Here is a 19,248-nt window from a genome sequence, read left to right on the forward strand (position 1 = left end):
CGCCGTCGCCCTGGCCGCGGCTGCCGGCCGCCTTGTGCGCGAGCGCGACCTGGCCGGGTACTAAGGGGCCGGGGCAGTTACCGGAAGTCCTTTCCCTTCCCGGCACGCGAGCGGGCAGGAGGTTCGACTTTCCAGGAAGAAATCCCCAGCCCATCCAGAAGCCAGTAGGCAGCAGCGCACTCGAGCACAAAGCCGGCAATACCGATCAGCAGTATCTGCGTTGCGACGCCCACGACGACGAGTACCAGGCCCGCCAGGACCGCGAGGATGGCGAGTATCATCCGGCGCGGGACCCATCCGGCCGGTTTGCCTGCTTCAAGGTTCCGGGCCAGGGAAGGATCCTGGGCGCTCAGAAGGTTCTCAAGCTCCTCAAGGCGCCTGCGCTCTTCGTCGGACAGTGGCATTGGACTTCGCCTTCTTTGGCCCTGGAAATGCCTTCACTATTCAGGCTAGGCACCCGGTTCGTCCGGACAAAGGGGTGTTACTCAGTCGTGATGGCACTGCAGCATTCTTGACGCCGTTGTAACGGCCCGTGCCCCGGAACCGGACCTACGGTTAAAGGGAGCATCATCACCCGGCGTTCCCCGATACAGCGTTGACACCTCGGGCGTGGGACCGCCAAGGCGGCAAAGACCCTCAGGACAGGGCCCTACGTGCGGGCCTTGCGCTTCAGCCAGCCCCACACCACGGTGGCGGCGAACAACACCAGGCCGATGAAGGCCAGCCATAGTAGGCCCTCGATAATGAAGCCAAGAATCGACAGAACAAGCCAGATAATAAGCAGCGTGATGATGAGTCCCATGCTGGCATCCTAGCCCGCGGGGGTGCCCCTTGTGCCCCCGGTGGGATCAATTGCCGCTGGTCATGGCGATGATAGCGGCGGCAGTGTGGGCTGCGGCTCCGTGCTGAACGATGTGGGGCTTGCCCGGTATTTCCAGGAAGCGCCCGTCCGGAGCGGTGGCGGCCAGTTTGTGGCACCAGCTCCGCGGCGCTACCGGGTCCCGCGACCCGCGGACCACGAGCACCGGCTGGCTTACCAGGGCAAGCGTGGCTTGAAGGTCGTAGGCCATCATGACGGGAAGCTCGGTAAGGTACCAGCGCATCCCCGAGCGGACGTAATCGCTGAAGACCATGGCATTGCCCATGGGGCTTTCCATGAGCGAATCACGCCCCAGGGCAAGGGATTGCTGGAGGACGGTACGGCGTTCCGGATCCACTACCGGCCCCAGGAGCACCACATGGGAAACCAGGTCAGGGCGTTGCACCGCGAGCTCGGCGGCGAACTGGGTACCCATCGAGTGGCCCGCCACCACTGCCCGGGAAACACCCACCTTTTCAAGGACCGCCGCGATGTGGTGTGCATAGTCGACGACGCCAAGTTGCCGGTCCGGGGTGGGTGTACCGCCGAAGCCCGGGAGGTCTATGGCGTGGACATCCCCGTGCCGTGCCAGGCGGAGCTGAAGTTTCCGGTAGTAGCGGTGGGACATGCCGATGCCGTGGAGCAGCACGAAGACAGGGCCGGAGGACGAGGGCGGACCTTCCAGGAAGTGCACGTGGGAGGTCAAGGACGCGGCGGTGACCACCCTTGGCCTCAGCGGCTGCCGCAACCACGCGAGCACTCCCGCGCGGGATGCAGGTTCGGCTTCCCCTTTTATGTCGCCCGTGGCGTGCACCGGTGTTCCTTTCAATACAGTCATCAAGTCGGCCCTGCCGTTAGCCTAGAGTCGCAAGGGCGGCAGGCGCACATTCAATCGTCACCGGCGTATTGGCGGCAACAGATTTCACTTCTCCGTCAATTTGGTACGGAATGGGTTTAAGGGTGGTGAACCGGTAGCTGCTGACGCTGGGCTGGTCTCCCAAGCCCTGGGTGGTGGCCCGCAGAGCGGTCAACAGAACGCGGAGCTTTGACCGGTGGGGGAGAAGCACCACTTCGAACGTCCCGTCGGCCGCCATTTCGTCGGCCTCGCTTAGGGTGGCGTATTTTGCCATTTCGGGGATGTTGGCCAGGACGAGGCTGTCGAACTTGCGGCGTTTTCCGTCGGCTTGCCGGATTTCAAAGGGCTTGAATTTTGAAAAGGTGCGCATCACAGAGAACATCTCTTTCAGCGCTCCTTTGCTGCCCTTCTCCAAATCGATAGCCATGACCGGGGTCAGGCCGAATCCGATGTAGGAATGCGCGTAGTCAGTGGCATCTCCACTGTTGCCGGTGCGGATACGAAGGAGGTCGATGCGGCGCACGCTGCCGCCGGCGATGGCTTCCTCCAGTGGCCGGGTGGCTATGGTGCGGTGGTGGTCGTTGGCGTTCCCGGCGGCCATGACCGCGCAGACAGCGTTGGGGTTGCCTGCCTGCATGACGCCGTTGACCACTTCGTTGTAGCCGCCATCTCCGCTGACGGAGACGACCAGGACGTCCTGGCCACCCTGAGCGGCTTCGCGGGCAAGTTCGACGGCGTGGCCCGCATGGTCGGTGGGTCGAAGCTGGACGTCTGCAGGGTAGGGGAGAAGCACGGCAAGCCGGGACTGGAGATCAGCGGCAAGCTTGGGCGCGTCACCGGTGCTGTTGGGGTTGAAAATAACGACGATTCTTTGAAAAGTCCGTGCTGTACTCAAAGTGTGCTCCGTGGGTCTTTTATGGTCATGCGGTCGAGTTCAGGGACTCAGACCACGGCCTGGTAGCTGGACAAAATATAGTCCGCAGCAGCCGGGCCTTTCATTGTCAAACGCTGCCCGGTGAGGATGCGCTCGTCCATGGCGGCCCAGAAACTGCGTTCCACCTGGGGAGTCTTCCCGGACAGGCAGCACCAGCTGGTGTACAGGCCGTACAGGGAGTCTCCGTCAAGGGTGGAGTCGGAATCCGGATCTGAGTATGTGGCTTCGCTGAGGAACTGGTCGAAGTGTGAATGTGCCATTGAAGGGCTCGTTTCACTGCGGTGCGGTTATTCGCCGTTCGGCTACAGCGGTTTCCAATTCAAATGCCTTGCACAGGACATTGAGGGTAGTACCGGAACATTGCCGGAAGTTCTCTACGTTGTAGACTTTACGCGTAGACTAAGGGATAAGCAACATTGCGATCCTCCAGTGGGCCCGCATGCTCAACAGGAACGGATCTTCATGGCTTCCCAGCGGAAAACCTTGAATCATAGCAAGCCGCCCAAGGCCCGCTTGAACAGGGAACTCGTCCTCTCCACCGCGTTGGCGCTGGTGGACGCCGAAGGCCTTGAGGCCCTCACCATGCGTCGCCTGGGCCAGGAGTTGGGACGCGACCCCATGAGCCTCTACCGCTATGCCGCCAACCGCGCAGCCTTGCTGGACGGGGTGACCGAAGTGGTGCTTGATGAACTGGCCATTTTTCCTGACGACCCGGACTGGCAGGCCCAGCTTCGCAGGATCGGACACGATTTGCGGCTCCTGGCGCTGCGTCACCCCAACGTCGTGCCGCTGCTGGTCACCAGGCCCCTGTCCACTCCATTGGGCTTGCGTCCGCTGGGTACCCTGCGCCCGCTGGAGCAGATTCTTTCCCTGCTGATAGAGGCCGGGTTCTCCCCGGCCGACGCCCTGCACGTCTACCGCGCCTATTACGGCTTCCTCTACGGACACATCCTCAACGAACTGCAGGAATACATCGTGGATCCGGACGAGAATGAAGCCATCCTGCGCCTGGGCCTGCACCGCCTCCCGAGCAAGGACTTTCCACACCTGCGCGCGTTGGGTCCCGTCCTTGCCGAGTACGACGGCGACGCCGAGCTGGACCAGGGGTTGAGCATCCTGCTCTCCGGCCTGGCCGCACAACTGGCGGGACCTGCCGCCAAACGCGGCGACCACTCCAGCCGCTAGTGCACGCGGCTCTCAGGAATCAAAGCAAACTGGGCTGGCTCGCCAGAATGTAGTCCACCGCCGCCGGCCCCGTCATCGACAGCCCCGGCCACACCCTTTGCCCTGCCGCACTCTGTGACTCCCGGTGCCCCTGCTGGCCCATAGCCGCCCACAGTGACGTGTCAGGGCACGGCTTCTCGCCGTTGAGCAGGCACCAGCTCAGGTACACCCCGTACAGTTCGCCTTCGCGGAGGCCCGACTGCTTCTCCGGGTCGCGGGTGATGCATTCGGAAAGAAACCGGGTGCAATTCGCGCTCATGTCTATAAACCTCCTGCTAGGTAAAGCCCTGCCAACTGTGTCTACGCTCGGCGCCGGGGGCAATAGGAACCGGCTCCCAAAGCAGTTCGTAGCAGCAAACCCGAAGGATGGGTCCGAATTTTTGCGCGTCGCGCGGCAGGCCAACGGCCTGGGCGCACCGGCGCAGGGTGACCGGATAGGCTGGAATTAAAGCAACTGGGACTGGGAGCGATCCACAATGGCCGATGAACGGGCGCTGGCAGCTCATTACGACCGGCTTACCCTGGTTTTCAATCCGAACAGGCCCGGAATGTCTGACCGGATCGATGAGGTGCAGCGGGACCTTGCAGCAGGCGTGCCGGATCTCGGCATAGAGCTGCTGGCGACGAATTTTTCAGGACACGCCCGCGATCTGGCGCGCTCCGTGGCCCGGCGGGGCGCCCCGCTGATTGTTTCTGTCAGCGGCGACGGCGGGTACAACGAGGTAGTCAACGGGGTGATGGACGTGCCCGGCAGCAACGCAGTGTGTACCGTGCTTCCGGCAGGTAATGCCAACGACCACCACCGGAGCCTGCCGGTCAAGCCCCTGGCGGAGGCCATCCGAGAGAACAGGGTCCGCCGCATCGACCTCCTGCGCGTCACGTTCGGCGGAACCCACAAGGATGAGGTGCGGTATGCCCACTCCTATGTGGGGTTCGGGCTCACACCGCTGATGGCAATCGGAATTGAACAGGGCGGAAAGGGGAAGATCCTCGAGCTCCTCTCCGTCGCCCGGACGCTCAGGGCGCTGAAACCATTCGATCTGGTCCGCGACGATGGTTCCACCGCCCGCTTCGACAGCCTGATTTTGGCCAACATTTCGCGGATGGCCAAGTACGGAACCGTGAGCGAATCGAACCAGCCCGACGACGGGCGGTTCGAGGTGGTAACCCTGCCCCACGCCGGGCTGCTTAAGATGGCACTGATGACCCTGCGCGCCGTCACGCTGGGGCTGGGAAACCAGCCCAGCGTCAGCAGCTATGCCTTCACCACACGGGACGCTGTTCCGTGCCAGATCGACGGCGAAGTTGTGCACGTCCCGGCAGGGACCCGTGTCCTGGTGGAAAGCGCCAGGCACGCTCTGGCCACGATCTGATCAGCAGACCGCTGGGGCCTACGGCCGGACGCCGGGCTAGGGCTGCACCGAGTCAAAGAACCGGTGCTCGGTGGACGGCTGCCCGCTTTGTGCCTCCTGGGACTTCATCCGGATGAAGTCCACGTCATCCTGGCTGAGCGTGGTTTCGCCGTGCGGGTCAACACTCAGGGGTTCACCGGTCGCGGCACTGATCTCCGCAGACAGGGTCCGAGGAAGGATGACGCAGCCGGGGTTGTCGACCAGCCACTGGGTTACCGCCGAGGGAAGCCTGTGCCACTGGTTGCGGATGCTGCTGTCGGTCATGTCGTCTGCCAACGTTCCTTGTGATGCACTGCCGGATCCGCGGAAAAGCGCGGAACGGCTGTGACTGGGGTTTAGGGACCCGGGCCTGGATCGCCTGTCTGGGATGGCTGCCGGTTCCCGTTTCGCCGAAGCGCTCCGGTCACGTCCGCCCTCGTTGTCCCAGTAGCTGCGGTGTCAGCATCGAGGCGACTCGATCTACGTGCTCCCCAGATTCGCGGGTGCTGGCAGGAAACGGGCTCTTTTCTCGGGGAACCGGATGTCCAGTCACGACCTCCCGAGGTAGTCCTGAGTGTACGCCCTAAGAACGCGTTTACGGGGCGCAGGGCTTATGCAAGATTTTTGGCAGCCACGGCGCTATATCGCTGGCGCGCGCCGGTGCGGGAGAGCGGTGGACAACTGCTGGTCTGCAGCCGGCAAAGACGGCGCGGTAGTGCTAAACGAGGGGCGCAGTCCAGACCGGTAGGCCGAGTCGATGACGGGCTCCAGCTCGTCCAGGACAGTGCGGTTCCCGGGGAGGACCACGTGGGCGAGGAACTCTGATTCAAGGGTGGCGGCCCCTGCCGCCACCGCTCCGAGCTTGGCATCGATTCCCATTGCCGTGGCGTGCCACATCCTGCGGGTAGCGCGATCGAGGACCTTTCCTTTCGCTTCGCCGGCAGGGCCCTCCGCTGCATCCTTCCGGATCGGCAAAGCCGGATCCGGTTGCGGCAATGAAATGACGATACGGAACTGCCTTCCGCCGCCCCTGAACGCGATGGCGCTCCGGGTGCCGCGGTGACTGAAGATAACGTCCGTCGCCCCGGAGGATACGAGGGCTCGTTCGATGTGTTCGCGGGAGGCCCCGCAACTGAAGGAATCACCCCGGGTGTAAGGACTTGTCATAGTCCCACTATGCGCCCTGCTGCGCCTCCTACCTAGAGCGCCGTCCTCGCTGACCGCGGGGCGGCCCTACGCCCTGGCTTGGTTCTGCCGCTGCGGCGGGCGGTGTTTGGCCGCAAGGTCGGAGAGGTCGTTGATGAGCTGCCGCAACTGGTGCTCGCGGCTGATCGCCTTTCTGGTCGGTGCCTGAGGGGGCACGGGAACATGCGGCCGGTCCGGGGCGGGCGCTACCGTTGAGGTTGACTGCTTCATTGCAAGCGGAGTGCTTGGGCTTACCCTGTCCATCACCTGTTCCCCTTGGTACTGGTTGCGGCATTCTTTCCGCTGGTCCTCCTGAAGGCGTCCTTGTGATGGCCACCCTAGAAAGCAACGAGGCCGAAGAAAAGGGGTTATCGCCATTCTTGGGATTTATTGTGCGGTTCTTGAGCTGGGCGGTCCCTGAACTCCGATGTCCTCCGTTCTTGCCCGGTTAACCTCCCTGCCCTTCACTGGAAACGTTGCGCAGAATGCCTTCCGCCACCGTCCGGACCTTGATGTTCCTATGGCTTGAGGCCTTGGCCAGGATCTCGAAAGCGGCCTCGTAGGAGCACTTGTTCTGCGCCATGATCACTCCGCAGGCGGCGTCGATGATGGGGCGGCTTACCAAAGCTGACCGCAACTGGTCGGCGCCGGAGCGGGCGGTCCTGAATTCCTCAGCGATCACGTAGCTGTTGCCTGCCCTCCTGCCGAATGCCGTGGCAGCGGCGGTGACGGATGCGGTGAAGACGTTGTCCCGGGCAGAGAGAAGGGTGAGCGCGGCGAAACGTCCGGAACCCAGTGGCACCGGGACGGACAGCATTGAGCGGTAGCCGGCCTGCTTCAGGATGCGCCAGTAGTCAGGCCAATCAGGATGCGGCAGGTACCCGTTGGCGATGGCTGCCACCCTTCCGGCAAGTGCCTGTGACACTGGACCGTTCCCGTGTTCCTGTTCTCCTCTGGCCAATCCCAGTGCGCTGTCGTTCGATCCCACCGCCTGCTGGGTTCCGCGGCGCCGTGGCAGGGTCATGGCACAGTCGAACGGGGATCCCACCACTTCCTGCAGGGTTGTTGACGCGGCTTCAAGGAGCAGGTTCAGGGATGCGGCGGGGCTTTCCGCTCGAAGATCCAGCAGGATCCCGGCGGGCGCTGCGTGCCTCCTCCGGTAGGGTGCCGGCTGCCAGCGGGGCGTCAGCACAATACCGCCTCCCTCGGCGGGCCCTCCGGTATGGCGTGCCGCATGTTTCCTTAGTTCCGTGCCCACAAAATGAACTCCCTGACAGCACGCGACCCAGTCACGGGCTGCTGGCTGAACCCTCTTCCGACGGTACCCGCCAGGCAGGGGGGACACACGAGTGGCGGCTACTCGATTTCCGGTCCGCCCACCCCTGCCCTCTCGCGGTTGCCATGCCGGGCCTGCTTGAGAGGGCAGGGGATAGGCTTCTGCCGGCGCCCGCCGCGCCGGGGGTATGGTTGGGCTGGCGGAGCACGTGTCCAAACCGTCGAACATTTCGAAGATGCGGGGTATCAGCGTGAACGAATACGAAGCCTCACTGGTCATCAAATCCGGCGCGGAGCTGCTGCTGTCTGCATCGACCGACCCCCGCGCGGATGAAGGTTATACCGCGGTCAAAACAAACGTGTCGCAAGCGCTGGAACTCATGGCGGAGGCGCTGGCGAACTTTGAGGCCGGTGTGAGTGGAACTAACCGGTCAACCGGCTGGGTCCAGGATCTGCGCCGCGTGGCGGACGACTTGGCGGAAAAGTAGGGGGCGCTTCCCGGTTGGGCGCCGGCTACATGACGCCGGTGGGTACCAGCAGTGCCCAGACGGGGACCGGTCCGGTCAGTACGACGGCGCCGGCGTAGCTCATCAGCTGGCGGTAGACGCGCTGGCGGTCGTCTTCGCGGGCGTTGGCTACCACGAGGGCCCCGTCAGTACTGGTGCCGGGTATGGCAGCGCCCTGACGGTCGCCGCAGGCCTGCTCGTTGCTGCCGCAATCCTGGCGACGGTCACCTTGCCCTCCACAACAGCAGCACGGCAAGATGCTGAGCCAGCCCCTGCCGGGACAGGGTCATCAGGCCTGTAGCTGGAAAGACGAGCTGTCCGCCCGCTGCCGGCCCCTCTCAACGTCCGTCGCATTCCCGCAGTCCACCAGTCGGAGAGGCCTCCCATTGGCGGATGTGAACGGGCAGGGCAAACTTGCGGTATGCGAAGTTTCGGGGTGGAAGAGGAATTTCTCCTCGTTGATTCCCAGACCGGGATGCACGCCGCCGTGGGGGAGGACCTGGTTGCCGAAACGTCTGCGCAGCGGGCCAGGCGGGCGGCAGGGGGAGCCGCTGAACCCTCAACGGCAATGCAAGGCAATACCTTGACCACCGAGGTGCAGCGGGAGCAGGTGGAAGCGATTTCCGCCCCTTTCACCAGCCTGTCCGATCTCGCTGCTGCCCTGAAGGAAGGCAGGGCCGAAGCACAGCGGCAAGCGACCGTCTTTGGCGCGAGTATCGCTGCCCTGGGAACTTCACCGCTTCCTGCACTGCCTCATTTGGTGCAGTCTCCCCGCTATCTCGCCATGAAAGAGCGGTTCGGACTGGCCCTCCGCGAGCAACTGATGTGCGGATTGCACGTGCATGTCTCGGTGGATTCTCCGGAGGAGGGGGTGGCGGTCCTTGACCGGATTCGGATCTGGCTTCCGAACCTGATTGCCCTCTCCGCTAACTCGCCTTTTTGGCAGGGCAAGGACACCGGTTACGCGAGTTACCGCTATCAGGTCTGGAGGCGGTGGCCGACTGCCGGGCCAACGGAAGTGTTCGGTTCGGCGCAGGCTTATCAGGACCTGGTGGAGATGCTGCTCTCCTGCAACATCCTTTTGGACCGTGGCCAGATTTACTTCGACGCCCGCCTTTCGGCGACCTATCCAACGGTTGAAATCCGTGTCCCGGACGTCTGTACCGAGCTGGCCCATTCCGTAGCTATTGCCGCTATTGCCCGTGCCCTCGTGGAGACTGCGGCTCAGGAGTGGGCTGAGGGTAAGCCTTCCCCGGCTGTGCCTGCCGAGATGCTTCGCCTTGCCTCATGGCGGGCCAGCAGGTACGGCGTCGAGGACCACCTCATCCATCCCATCCTGAACCGGCCCCGTCCGGCCGAAGAGTGTATTGACGCGCTCCTGGAGCACATCAGGCCGGCCCTGACGGAAACCGGAGAGAGCACTCTGGTGGAGAAAAGCATCCGCCAGATCTTTGCCAAGGGGACCGGCGCGAGTCGGCAGAGGACAGTCATGAGCAGGGCGGGCAACTTCCGGAAAGTCATCCTGGATGCGGCAAAACGCACCCTAGCCTGATGCTTAGGACTTGGCTCTGACCCCTGCTGGCGACGGGCATCTGCCTTGGCGCGGCTGATATCTGGCACGCGGATGGGCAGATGCGCGTCGAGAGTGAATTTACGCGTCGAGCACGGGGAATAGGGAGGGTGGAGCGTACGATGGCGGCGCTCGCCTTGCCGCCCTGGCCTTACGCCGTCAATTCGCCACAGTAATGGGAACCACGGTCACCCCGGAGTTCGTCGACTCCTGCCTGTCGTCACGGCAGGACGTCCGCAGGTGCAGCTTGTGCACGCCGTTGGACAGGGTCCTGGTGTCGATCGAGATGGGGGCCGCGCCAGAGGACTCGGACCCGTATGGCCCTGCGGCATCCACCAGCACTGCTCCGGGGCTGGGCGGAACGGCGTGGAAGTCGGGGTCGATCGCAACGAAGGAGTGGGACGCCGGGCGCGAGTCACTGCCGGAGTGCGTGGTCAGGCCCACCAACGGACTCCAGATGCCGGACACCGGGCCGTCGGGAAGGGGAACCGAACGGAACGAGGCCTCACAGTACCCGGCGCGCGTGTACCAACCCTTGCCGCGCAGAAACGCGTCGTCCGATACGTCCGAGCCGGACCTTCCATTCTGGATGTTGACCTGCCAATTGAAGGTGGCCCGCATCTCCTTGCCGTCCGGCTCACGGACAAAGCCGCGGAAGCGGACGTCCTGCAGCCCCGAGTGGTTGAACAGGGAAATCGGCTGCGAGAAGCTCAGCCAGCGCTCGCAGGTTCCGTTGCAGACTAAGTCGCCCCTTCCTTTGTCGGACGGTCCAGGGCAGCTGAAGTCCGGCGCTTCGGCCCGCAGGTAGCACTTCTGGACAGTGGTTTCGCGGTCCGACGTCTTGAAGACCATCGCGACGTAGTTGGCGGTGCCCGGGTTGTCGTGCAGGATCACCCGTACGTTCACGGTGAGATTCCCCGAACTGATGGTTTCCCGTTCGGGGATGCACGCACCCATGTGGAGGTGGCCGGTGTTGGTGCTGGCGTTGTTGGGCTGATCAACGTCCGGCATCCACCACGACTGGGTGTCCACGAACTGCCGGGTTTCCGGGTAGATGGTGCTGTCGGCGCCCGGCGCGCCCATACACAGTCCGGGCTCGGCCCTGGCAGGTCCCGAGTGCAGTGCGGGCACGAGGGCGAACGCCAACGCAAGGGCCATTACTAGTGCCAGGGACGGTCGCATGACCATCCATCCTCCAGGTCGCCAACCATGCCGCGCATGATGACAGGGGGTTCATTGAGGCTTCGGCGCCTCCCGAATCGCAAGTCCGCAGGCGCCGGTGTCGGTTCACTGAACCGTGAGATGTTCCCGAAAGCTCTAGGGCCAAACAGGCGGACACTATACGCCCGGGTAGTGGGGCAAACCAGACTTGCCTCTTGCTGGCGGCGACCATATGCGGGCGACCAGGATATGCCCTGACGTCCAGGATACGTACGACGGCGGCACGCACCTACCAGCCGTACCTTCCGGTATTGCCCCTCATCGCACGCGGGGCTACCTTATCGCCATGGATCGCATGGCCGTACCCGGGGATGTTGGCGCCATCTGCAGCGGCCTGCCGGAAGTTGAACTTGGGACTTCCTGGGGTGACCGTCCATCATACAAGGTTCCCCGCGGGCCGAAAGGTCGCGGTTTTGTCATGTACCGGGCGCCGCACAAAACGGCCGTGGACCCGGAAACCGGTGAGCCTTACCGCGACCTGCTTGTCATCGTGGTCCCGGATGACGCCGCCAAGGCAGCCCTGGTCGAGGACCCCTCCGTTCCCTTCTTCACCGTTCCGCATTTCGACGGCTACAACGCTGTACTGGTGCAGGAGTCGCGGCTGGGCGAGATCGCGCGCGACGAGCTGGCCGAGATCATCGTTGAAGCCTGGGCAGCGCGGGCGCCGAAAAGACTGGTGGCTCAGTTCTTCGCCGGCCGTTGAACGCGTGCATCGGCGTCGGGAAAAGGGCAGCCGTAGGTGATAGAGCGTCGCTGGGAGAGCAGTGATAAGTGAGAGAGCGTCGCAGGGATAGCAGTGATAAGTGAGAGGGCGTCGCAGGGGGTGCGCGCTTGACGGCCCCAAACGCTTCCGCATATCCTGAACGAACGGTCGGTAAATAATTCCGCACGTCCCAGAAGGTCATTGCATAGGAGCAACCATGGCAGCGCAGAACCTGCAGTCAGTGCCCGCTGAGCCAACAGCCGGAACCAGCGAAGCGGCAGAAGTGGAGGCCCAGGCCCACTTCGACCGCGTCATGGCCGAGGACTCACGCATCGAGCCCAGGGACTGGATGCCGGCGGCCTACCGCAAGACCCTGCTCCGCCAGATCTCCCAGCACGCCCACTCCGAGATCATCGGCATGCAGCCCGAAGCCAACTGGATCTCCCGCGCCCCCAGCCTCAAGCGCAAGGCCATCCTCATGGCCAAGGTCCAGGACGAGGCCGGCCACGGGCTCTACCTCTACAGCGCCGCGGAAACGCTCGGCCAGACACGGGACGAGATGACGGACGCCCTCATCGCCGGCAAGGCCCGCTACTCCAGCATCTTCAACTACCCGGCCCTGACCTGGGCAGACATGGGCGCCATCGGCTGGCTGGTGGACGGCGCAGCCATCTGCAACCAGGTCCCGCTGTGCCGCGCCTCGTATGGACCCTACGGCCGCGCGATGGTCCGCATTTGCAAGGAGGAGTCCTTCCACCAGCGCCAGGGCTTCGAGATCCTCCTTGAGCTCTCCAACGGCACCCCGGAGCAGAAGCAGATGGCCCAGGATGCCGTGAACCGCTGGTACGCCCCGGCCCTGATGATGTTCGGCCCGCCGGACGACGATTCCCCCAACTCCAAGCAGTCCATGGCCTGGAACATCAAGCGCTTCAGCAACGACGAGCTCCGCAGCCGCTTCGTCGGCATGATGGTGGAGCAGGTTAGGGTCCTGGGCCTCACCCTCCCCGATGACCAGGTCCGCTTCAACGAGGACACGAAGAAGTGGGAGCACGGCCCCCTGGACTGGGACGAGTTCCATGAGGTCCTGGCCGGCCGCGGCCCCTGCAACGCCCAGCGCCTGGAGCGCCGGAGGCAGGCGCACGACGACGGCGCCTGGGTTAGGGAGGCAGCCGCCGCGTATGCGGACAAACAGCGAGCAAAACAGTCAGCAAAGATGCAGAAGGAATACGCAGCATGAGCCCCATGGCCCCCCACGGCAACCCGGAAGAGCCGGCAAGCGCGGCCGCAGAAATCAAGCGCGAAGCCCCGAAGGCGTCGCCGGCGGTTGAGCCCAATGAGGTCAAGGCTCCGGCATCACAGCCGGCACCGCAGGAGCACCACGACCGCTCCGCCTGGGGCCTGTGGGAGGTCTTCGTCCGGTCCAGTCGCGGCCTGAGCCACGTCCACGCCGGCTCCCTGCACGCACCTGACGCCGCAATGGCCCTCCGCAACGCCCGCGACCTCTACACCCGCCGCAACGAGGGCGTCTCCATCTGGGTGGTCCCCGCGGACGCCATCGCCGCCAGCGACCCCGACTCCAAGGGCTCCTTCTTCGAGTCGCCGCAGGGCAAGGACTACCGGCACGCCACGTACTACACCAAGTCAGAAGGGGTGAAGCACCTGTGAGCAACGCGCAGACCAGCCCCGAGCAGACATCAGGCCATGGCGACATCTCCACCGGCGTGGCAGGCGGCGACTCCAACGCGTCAGCCACCCGCATCACCCCCGGCAACGCCCTCCGCCCGGAGGACATCGCCCTCGAGGTACGGACCGGCCTGGCCAAGCCCAGTGAGGATATCGCAGAGTACGCCCTGCGGCTCGGCGATGACGCCCTGATCCTCGCCCAGCGCCTGGGCCACTGGATCTCCCGCGCCCCCGAGCTGGAGGAGGACGTGGCCCTGGGCAACATCGCCCTGGACCAGCTGGGCCACGCCCGCTCCTTCCTCAGCTACGCCGGCGGCGGGCTGACGAACGAGGACGGCAGCGCCAAATCAGAGGATGACCTGGCCTACTTCCGCCGCGAACACGAATTCCGCTCGGTCCAGCTGTTCGAGCAGCCCAACGGCGACTTCGCGGCCACCATCGCGCGCCAGTTCGTGGTGAGCTACTACCAGTTCGAGCTGTACCGCCGCCTCACCGAGTCAACGGACGAGACGCTCGCCGCCATCGCCGCCAAGGCCGTGAAGGAAGTGGACTACCACAGGGACCACAGTGCCCAGTGGGTCCTCCGCCTGGCCGGCGGCACGGACGAGTCAAGAACCAGGATGATCCACGGCCTGCGCCTGATGTGGCCGTACGTCAACGAACTGTTCCAGGACGATGACCTGACGCGCCGGCTCGCGGAGGCGGGCGCCGCCGTCGCGCCGTCCAGCCTGCGGGAGGACTTCGACCGGCTCACCGGCGAGGTCCTGCGCGAGGCTGAGCTGGAGGTGCCGGACGTCCCGGCGGCCCCCGGCGGCGGCCGGCACGGCAAGCACTCGGAGCACCTGGGCTACATCCTTGCGGAGATGCAGGTGCTGGCCCGCGAGCATCCCGGAGCCAGCTGGTGACCGCGGCCATGTACATCTCGGACTTCGAAACCCGGACGCGGACCCCGCGGCAGAAGGCGTGGGAGATCGCCGCCACGGTGTGCGATCCGGAGATTCCGGTGCTCACCATCGAGGACCTGGGCATCCTGCGCGACGTCCAGGTGACGCTGGAACAGGACGCAGGGTACGACGCCGGCACAGCCTCCGCAGGCACGGCGCCGAAGGTGCGGGTCACCATCACCCCCACGTACTCGGGCTGCCCGGCCATGGACGCCATCCGCGACGATCTGAAGGCCGCGTTCGCCAAGGAGGGGTACACCGACGTCGAGGTTGACCTGGTCCTGGCTCCGGCCTGGACCACGGACTGGATGACCGAGGCCGGCAAGGCCAAGCTGCGGGAGTACGGCATCGCCCCGCCAACCGGCAAGGCCGGCCACCAGGGCCCCGTCCGTTTGAGCCTGGCCGTCAAGTGCCCGCAGTGTTCCAGCCTGAACACCCGGGAACTCACCCGCTTTGGTTCCACGTCCTGCAAGGCACTGTACGTCTGCAATGACTGCAAGGAACCGTTCGACTACTTCAAAGTCCTGTAAGGAAGCCCCATGCCTGTTGTCCGCCAGACCGCCGCCGAAGAGGCGCAGGCCACCGGCCGCCGTCGTCCGTCCTTCCACACCCTCGCGGTGAAGGAGGTGCGCCGGCTGACCGAGGACGCCATCGAGGTCTCCTTCCACGTGCCGGCGGAGCTCGCCGGCCAGTTCGACTATCTGCCCGGCCAGTACGTGGCCCTGCGCACCACGCTGCCGGACGAGGCCGGCGAACCGAAGGAAATCCGCCGCAGCTACTCCATCTGCGCGGAGCCGCGCAGCTTCGAGGACGGCACCAGCGAGATCCGGGTGGCCATCAAGAAGGACCTGGGCGGGCTGTTCTCCACATGGGCCAACGCCGAGCTGAAGGCGGGGGACACCCTGGACGTGATGAGCCCCATGGGCGCGTTCGTATCCAGGCACGGCCGGGACGGTGTGGCCGTGGAGCAGAACCGCATGAACTCCATGAACAACCCCGAGGAGCTGGCGGGGGACGTCGCCTCCAACGGGGAAGCGAGCTTCGTGGCCATCGCCGCCGGCTCGGGCATCACCCCGGTGATCGCGATCGCCCGGACGCTGCTGGCCGCCAACCCGGACACCCGGTTCGACCTGATCTATGCCAACAAGGCCGCCATGGACGTGATGTTCCTGGAGGAGCTGGCGGACCTGAAGGACAAGTATCCGCAGCGGCTGGCCATCCACCACGTGCTGTCCCGCGAGCAGCGGATCGCGCCGCTGCTGAGCGGCCGGATCGACGCCGAGAAGCTGCAGCAGCTGCTGGGTACCGCCATCCACGCGGATGACGTGGACGAGTGGTTCCTGTGCGGCCCGTTCGAGCTGGTGCAGCTGTGCCGGGACACCCTGGCCGAGCGTGGGGTGAAGCCGGAGAACGTCAGGTTCGAGCTGTTCACGTCCGGCAAGCCGGACCGCCCGGAGGGGCACGCCGGCCGTCCCGTGGTGGTGGACGAGTCCAAGGAGACGTACAAGATCACGTTCAAGCTGGACGGTCTGCAGGGCGTAGTGGCCAGCCCCACGCACGCCCGCGAGTCGATCCTCAACGCCGCGCTGCGGGTCCGGCCGGATGTTCCGTTCGCGTGCGCCGGGGGAGTGTGCGGCACGTGCCGGGCCAAGGTGGTCACCGGCAGCGTGGCCATGGACGAAAACTACGCGCTGGAGCAGGATGAGCTGGACAAGGGGTACGTGCTGACCTGCCAGAGCCACCCCACCAGCAAGGAAGTCACCGTCGACTTCGACGTCTAAGTTTTCCGATAAAAAAATGAGCACGGGTCCACGCCCGCAGGGTGCCCTGGCCGAGCTTGCGAGGCTAGGGAGCTGGTGGGGAGCCGGGCGAACCAAGGAGCCTGAATGATTTCCCTTTCCATCAGCAACGGCGTGGCCGAGGTTGTGCTGGACGCACCGCAGAAGCTGAACTCGCTGGACGAGCATGCGCTCAACGAGTTGCGCCAGGCCTACGACGACGCTGCTGCCGCCGCCGAACGCGGCGAGGTGCGGGCGCTGCTGCTGCGGGGGGAGGGGCGCGCGTTCTGCGCGGGCCGCGACATCCAGAACGTTACGCCGGAGAGCGACGACGCCGCGGCGTACCTGGGCGGGCTGGTGGAGCCGCTGCTGAAGAAGATGGCATCCTTCCCGGCGCCCACCTTCGCTGCGGTGCAGGGCGCGTGCCTGGGCGTGGGGCTGGGCCTGCTGCTGGCCACGGACGTGGTGTATGTGGCGGAGAACGCGAAGTTCGGGTCCCCGTTCGCCAAGCTGGGCGCCACGCTGGACTCGGGCGGGCACTGGTACTTCACCGAACGGCTGGGCATGCACCGCACGCTGGACCTGATCTACACGGCGGAGCTGATCTCCGGCGCCGAGGCGGTGGCGCAGGGGCTGTTCAGCCGGGCGATGCCGGCGGATACGCTGCTGGACAGCACCCGGGAGATTGTGGCGCGGGTGGCGTCCGGTGCCACGGGGGCGTTCGTGGCCAGCAAGGAGCTGGTGGCGCATATCCGGGACCAGCGGCTGGGCCTGTGGGAGGCCATGCAGGAGGAAAACAGCGAGCAGGCACGGCTCTGCAAGACCGAGGATTATGCCGAGGGATTCCGGGCGTTCCAGGAGAAGCGGGAGCCGAGGTTCACGGGCAGCGTCTGAGCCACCCGCTGGCAAGCAAGAATGGGCCGGGCACGGTCTCCAGCAGGAGGAGACGGTGCCCGGCCCGTTTTGCTGTTAGGCGAAGGCCGCGGCCTTTTCCACGGACTCTTCTTCTGTTCCCAGCGCGATGCTGCGGTGGGTCACGGCGCCGGCAAGGGTGCTGTCGTGGGTGACGAGTACCAGGGCGCAGCCCTGGCGTTCCACCTGTTCCATGAGGCAGGCCATGGTTTCCTCCTGGGTGATGAGGTCAAGGCGTGAGGTGGGTTCGTCGGCGAAGACCAGGGCCGGTTCCAGGAGCATCGAGCGGATGATGGCCAGGCGCTGGAGTTCCCCGCCGGAGACCTGCCCGGGGGTGCGGGCCAGCAGCGCCGGCGCGAGGCGCAGGGCGGCCATGAGCTCGTCCAGGCGTTCCGGGTCCAGCCGGTGGCGCCGGATGAGGTCCCCGAAGGAATCCCTGAGTGCCACACGCGATGGAAAGGCCAGGGCGGGGTCCTGGTAGAGCTTTTGCAGCCGGCCGCCCTGGAGCGCCGGGGAGTGCTCGATTGACCCGGCATCCGGGGGCAGCAGGCGAAGCAGGACATTTCCCAAGGTTGTCTTGCCGCTGCCGCTCGGTCCGCTCAGTGCCAGCCGCTCCCGGGGGTGGATAGCCACGTCCAGGCCGGAGAAGAGCTGCTGCTTCCCGAAGGCCTTGGCGAGCCCTTCGCCGCGGATCAGGGCCGGACCTGTTGGCTCCGGTGCTGCCGGGGCCGTTGCCCAGGCGTGGCGCCAGTTGGCGGGTTCGGCGGCAAGCAGGCGCCGGGTGTAGGGGTGGGCGGGTTCGGTGAGGACCTGCCCTGCGGGTCCGTGTTCTATGATGTTGGCGTTTTGCATCACCAGGACGTCGCCGCCGAGTTCACGGGCAAGCTCCAGGTCGTGGGTGATGGTCAGCAGGATGCCATCGTTGCTGGCATGCCGTTTCAGCAGTGCCGCCAACTCCGTCCGGGCACGCTCGTCCAGGCCTTTGGAGGGCTCGTCCGCGATCAGGACCTGGGCTCCGCCGATGGTGGCCGCGGCGAAAGCCACCCGCTGGGCCATGCCGCCGGAGAGCGTATGCGGGAATGCGCCCGCCGCATGGGCCAGGCCCAGGGCGGACAGCAGGCTCCCGGCGAGGCTCCTGGCGCTTTTCCGGTCGGTCCTGAAGCCGGCCGCGGCTTCGGCCACCTGGTCCCTGGTCCGCATGGTCGGGTCCAGGGCCAGCATGGGTTCCTGCGGCAGCAGGGACATGACCGGGCCCCAGAGCTTGCGCCTGTTGCCGGGCTCGGACAGGTCGTACGCCTCCCCGTCCATGCTGAGGCTTCCCCTCGCGGTGAGGTTTGCCGGAAGGGTGCCCATGATGGCATGGGCCAGCAGGGACTTGCCGGAACCGCTCTCGCCTACGATCGTGACGGGACGTCCGGGCGTGAAGTGCAGGCTGTCCGCCTCCACCAGGGTTGTCCGGCCGTGGGTTACTACCAGGTCGTTCAGGCGCATCGTCACGGGCGGGACTCCTTGTTTCGCAGGCCCAAGAGCCCGGTGAGGATGGTGATGAGGACCAGGACAGGTGCCAGGGACATCCAGGGCGCCTCATGGTAGTAGGGGAAGGCTTCGGTGATCATCTGCCCCAGTTCCGGCGTCGGCGGCCGGACGCCGACTCCCACGAAGCCGAGGGTGGACAGGGCCAGGATGGAGGATCCGACGCCGAAAGTCGCCATGGTGGCCAGCAGCGGGCGCAGTTCGGGCCAGAGGTGCCGGCGCACGATGTGCACGGGCCCGAGCTGGAGCAGCCCGGCTGCCTCCACGGCCGCGCCGGCCAGCACCAGGCCGCTGCGGGACCGGATCATCCGGAAGTACTCCACCCACTGGGCCAGCGCGAGCCCGATGTACAGCGACCACAGCTCGCCGTTGGCCAGGGCCGAGAAAATGAGGACCACCAGGAGCGCCGGAAGCGCGATGAACGCCTCGGAGAGCCCGTGAAGGACGGTGTCCGCCCATCCTCCCCGCCAGGCGGCAGTGATGCCGGCGAGTGTTCCGAGCAGCAGCGCGGTCCCCACGCACAGCAGGGCCATCAGCAGGGACAGCCGGGTGGCGTGGGCGAGCCGGGCGATGACGCTGCGGCCCAGGTGGTCCCGGCCCAGTGGTTCGGCCAGGCTGGGGGCTTCCAGGAACCGGGACAGGTCCTGGACCGCGTGGCCGGGCCAGAGCAGCGG

Annotated in this window: 23 protein-coding genes and 1 pseudogene; 11 read left to right on the plus strand and 13 right to left on the minus strand. The window is 65.5% G+C overall.

Translation table 11 applies throughout. The features are described 5' to 3' along the window. Nucleotides 1–77 precede the first annotated feature (77 nt). From AC5RTT_RS16055 to AC5RTT_RS16075, 5 genes are all read right to left on the minus strand, one after another. Nucleotides 78–404 carry a DUF3040 domain-containing protein gene (locus AC5RTT_RS16055; protein WP_494146018.1) on the minus strand — a complete coding sequence of 109 codons (327 nt, stop codon included), beginning with the start codon at nt 402–404 and terminating at the stop codon, nt 78–80. A 245-nt stretch (nt 405–649) separates the two neighbouring features. Further along, nucleotides 650–802 (minus strand): hypothetical protein, encoded by a 153-nt coding sequence (locus tag AC5RTT_RS16060; RefSeq protein ID WP_494146019.1) that lies wholly within the window; start codon nt 800–802, stop codon nt 650–652. Nucleotides 803–848: 46 nt separating this feature from the next. Beyond that, nucleotides 849–1,697 carry an alpha/beta fold hydrolase gene (locus tag AC5RTT_RS16065; protein WP_494146020.1) on the minus strand — a complete coding sequence of 283 codons (849 nt, stop codon included), beginning with the start codon at nt 1,695–1,697 and terminating at the stop codon, nt 849–851. Between the two features lie 16 nt (nt 1,698–1,713). Beyond that, the gene (locus tag AC5RTT_RS16070) at nt 1,714–2,610 is read right to left on the minus strand and encodes a diacylglycerol/lipid kinase family protein (RefSeq protein WP_494146021.1); all 897 of its coding nucleotides are present in this window, start codon (nt 2,608–2,610) and stop codon (nt 1,714–1,716) included. A gap of 47 nt (nt 2,611–2,657) precedes the next feature. After that, complete coding sequence (locus AC5RTT_RS16075) at nt 2,658–2,909, minus strand: hypothetical protein (protein WP_494146022.1); 252 nt, start codon at nt 2,907–2,909, stop codon at nt 2,658–2,660. Nucleotides 2,910–3,111: 202 nt separating this feature from the next. Between AC5RTT_RS16075 and AC5RTT_RS16080 the strand changes: the two genes are divergently transcribed. After that, nucleotides 3,112–3,834 (plus strand): TetR/AcrR family transcriptional regulator C-terminal domain-containing protein, encoded by a 723-nt coding sequence (locus AC5RTT_RS16080; RefSeq protein ID WP_494146023.1) that lies wholly within the window; start codon nt 3,112–3,114, stop codon nt 3,832–3,834. A gap of 19 nt (nt 3,835–3,853) precedes the next feature. On the opposite strand, the gene AC5RTT_RS16085 is transcribed toward AC5RTT_RS16080, so the two are convergent. Then, nucleotides 3,854–4,132: a hypothetical protein gene (locus AC5RTT_RS16085; protein WP_494146024.1), complete on the minus strand. Its 279-nt coding sequence runs from the start codon at nt 4,130–4,132 to the stop codon at nt 3,854–3,856. A 217-nt stretch (nt 4,133–4,349) separates the two neighbouring features. On the opposite strand from AC5RTT_RS16085, the gene AC5RTT_RS16090 reads away from it, so the two are divergent. After that, nucleotides 4,350–5,246 carry a diacylglycerol/lipid kinase family protein gene (locus AC5RTT_RS16090; protein WP_494146025.1) on the plus strand — a complete coding sequence of 299 codons (897 nt, stop codon included), beginning with the start codon at nt 4,350–4,352 and terminating at the stop codon, nt 5,244–5,246. A 36-nt stretch (nt 5,247–5,282) separates the two neighbouring features. Here the strand turns inward: AC5RTT_RS16090 and AC5RTT_RS16095 are convergent, their stop codons facing one another. The 3 genes from AC5RTT_RS16095 to AC5RTT_RS16105 form a co-directional block, all read right to left on the minus strand. Next, on the minus strand, nt 5,283–5,549 hold the full coding sequence (locus tag AC5RTT_RS16095) for a hypothetical protein (RefSeq protein WP_494146026.1): 267 nt from the start codon (nt 5,547–5,549) through the stop codon (nt 5,283–5,285). A gap of 354 nt (nt 5,550–5,903) precedes the next feature. Further along, nucleotides 5,904–6,431, minus strand: a complete 528-nt coding sequence (locus AC5RTT_RS16100; RefSeq protein WP_494146027.1) for a hypothetical protein — start codon at nt 6,429–6,431, stop codon at nt 5,904–5,906. Between the two features lie 466 nt (nt 6,432–6,897). Continuing rightward, the gene (locus AC5RTT_RS16105; protein WP_494146028.1) at nt 6,898–7,641 is read right to left on the minus strand and encodes a GAF and ANTAR domain-containing protein; all 744 of its coding nucleotides are present in this window, start codon (nt 7,639–7,641) and stop codon (nt 6,898–6,900) included. Nucleotides 7,642–7,975: 334 nt separating this feature from the next. Here AC5RTT_RS16105 and AC5RTT_RS16110 point away from each other — a divergent pair, with 334 nt between their 5' ends. Beyond that, nucleotides 7,976–8,212 carry a hypothetical protein gene (locus AC5RTT_RS16110; protein ID WP_494102782.1) on the plus strand — a complete coding sequence of 79 codons (237 nt, stop codon included), beginning with the start codon at nt 7,976–7,978 and terminating at the stop codon, nt 8,210–8,212. Between the two features lie 25 nt (nt 8,213–8,237). Here AC5RTT_RS16110 and AC5RTT_RS16115 read toward each other — a convergent pair. Beyond that, nucleotides 8,238–8,384: pseudogene (locus AC5RTT_RS16115) on the minus strand (SLC13 family permease); the annotation flags it as partial. Nucleotides 8,385–8,651: 267 nt separating this feature from the next. On the opposite strand from AC5RTT_RS16115, the gene AC5RTT_RS16120 reads away from it, so the two are divergent. Further along, nucleotides 8,652–9,782 (plus strand): glutamate--cysteine ligase, encoded by a 1,131-nt coding sequence (locus AC5RTT_RS16120; RefSeq protein WP_494146029.1) that lies wholly within the window; start codon nt 8,652–8,654, stop codon nt 9,780–9,782. Nucleotides 9,783–9,959: 177 nt separating this feature from the next. Here the strand turns inward: AC5RTT_RS16120 and AC5RTT_RS16125 are convergent, their stop codons facing one another. Continuing rightward, nucleotides 9,960–10,988 (minus strand): hypothetical protein, encoded by a 1,029-nt coding sequence (locus AC5RTT_RS16125; RefSeq protein ID WP_494146030.1) that lies wholly within the window; start codon nt 10,986–10,988, stop codon nt 9,960–9,962. A gap of 328 nt (nt 10,989–11,316) precedes the next feature. On the opposite strand from AC5RTT_RS16125, the gene AC5RTT_RS16130 reads away from it, so the two are divergent. From AC5RTT_RS16130 to AC5RTT_RS16160, 7 genes are all read left to right on the plus strand, one after another. Next, nucleotides 11,317–11,724 carry an MmcQ/YjbR family DNA-binding protein gene (locus AC5RTT_RS16130; RefSeq protein ID WP_494146036.1) on the plus strand — a complete coding sequence of 136 codons (408 nt, stop codon included), beginning with the start codon at nt 11,317–11,319 and terminating at the stop codon, nt 11,722–11,724. A 217-nt stretch (nt 11,725–11,941) separates the two neighbouring features. Beyond that, on the plus strand, nt 11,942–12,961 hold the full coding sequence (gene paaA / locus AC5RTT_RS16135) for a 1,2-phenylacetyl-CoA epoxidase subunit PaaA (RefSeq protein ID WP_494146031.1): 1,020 nt from the start codon (nt 11,942–11,944) through the stop codon (nt 12,959–12,961). Between the two features lie 5 nt (nt 12,962–12,966). Next, nucleotides 12,967–13,389 (plus strand): 1,2-phenylacetyl-CoA epoxidase subunit PaaB, encoded by a 423-nt coding sequence (paaB, locus tag AC5RTT_RS16140; protein ID WP_494146037.1) that lies wholly within the window; start codon nt 12,967–12,969, stop codon nt 13,387–13,389. Then, entirely contained in the window at nt 13,386–14,312 is a 927-nt protein-coding gene (paaC, locus tag AC5RTT_RS16145) for a 1,2-phenylacetyl-CoA epoxidase subunit PaaC (RefSeq protein WP_494146032.1), read from the plus strand. The genes paaB and paaC overlap by 4 nt, the downstream gene beginning before the upstream one ends. A gap of 8 nt (nt 14,313–14,320) precedes the next feature. Next, nucleotides 14,321–14,881, plus strand: coding sequence for a 1,2-phenylacetyl-CoA epoxidase subunit PaaD (gene paaD / locus AC5RTT_RS16150; RefSeq protein WP_494146038.1), 561 nt, complete (start codon nt 14,321–14,323; stop codon nt 14,879–14,881). Nucleotides 14,882–14,890: 9 nt separating this feature from the next. Then, the gene (paaE, locus tag AC5RTT_RS16155) at nt 14,891–16,132 is read left to right on the plus strand and encodes a 1,2-phenylacetyl-CoA epoxidase subunit PaaE (RefSeq protein ID WP_494146033.1); all 1,242 of its coding nucleotides are present in this window, start codon (nt 14,891–14,893) and stop codon (nt 16,130–16,132) included. A gap of 105 nt (nt 16,133–16,237) precedes the next feature. After that, nucleotides 16,238–17,023 carry an enoyl-CoA hydratase/isomerase family protein gene (locus tag AC5RTT_RS16160; protein ID WP_494146034.1) on the plus strand — a complete coding sequence of 262 codons (786 nt, stop codon included), beginning with the start codon at nt 16,238–16,240 and terminating at the stop codon, nt 17,021–17,023. A gap of 75 nt (nt 17,024–17,098) precedes the next feature. On the opposite strand, the gene AC5RTT_RS16165 is transcribed toward AC5RTT_RS16160, so the two are convergent. Both AC5RTT_RS16165 and AC5RTT_RS16170 read right to left on the minus strand, forming a co-directional pair. Beyond that, the gene (locus AC5RTT_RS16165; RefSeq protein ID WP_494146039.1) at nt 17,099–18,532 is read right to left on the minus strand and encodes an ABC transporter ATP-binding protein; all 1,434 of its coding nucleotides are present in this window, start codon (nt 18,530–18,532) and stop codon (nt 17,099–17,101) included. Nucleotides 18,533–18,534: 2 nt separating this feature from the next. Beyond that, on the minus strand, nt 18,535–19,248 hold a 714-nt coding region (locus AC5RTT_RS16170), incomplete at its 5' end, for an ABC transporter permease (RefSeq protein ID WP_494146035.1).

Source organism: Arthrobacter sp. Y3221157 (assembly GCF_059089865.1).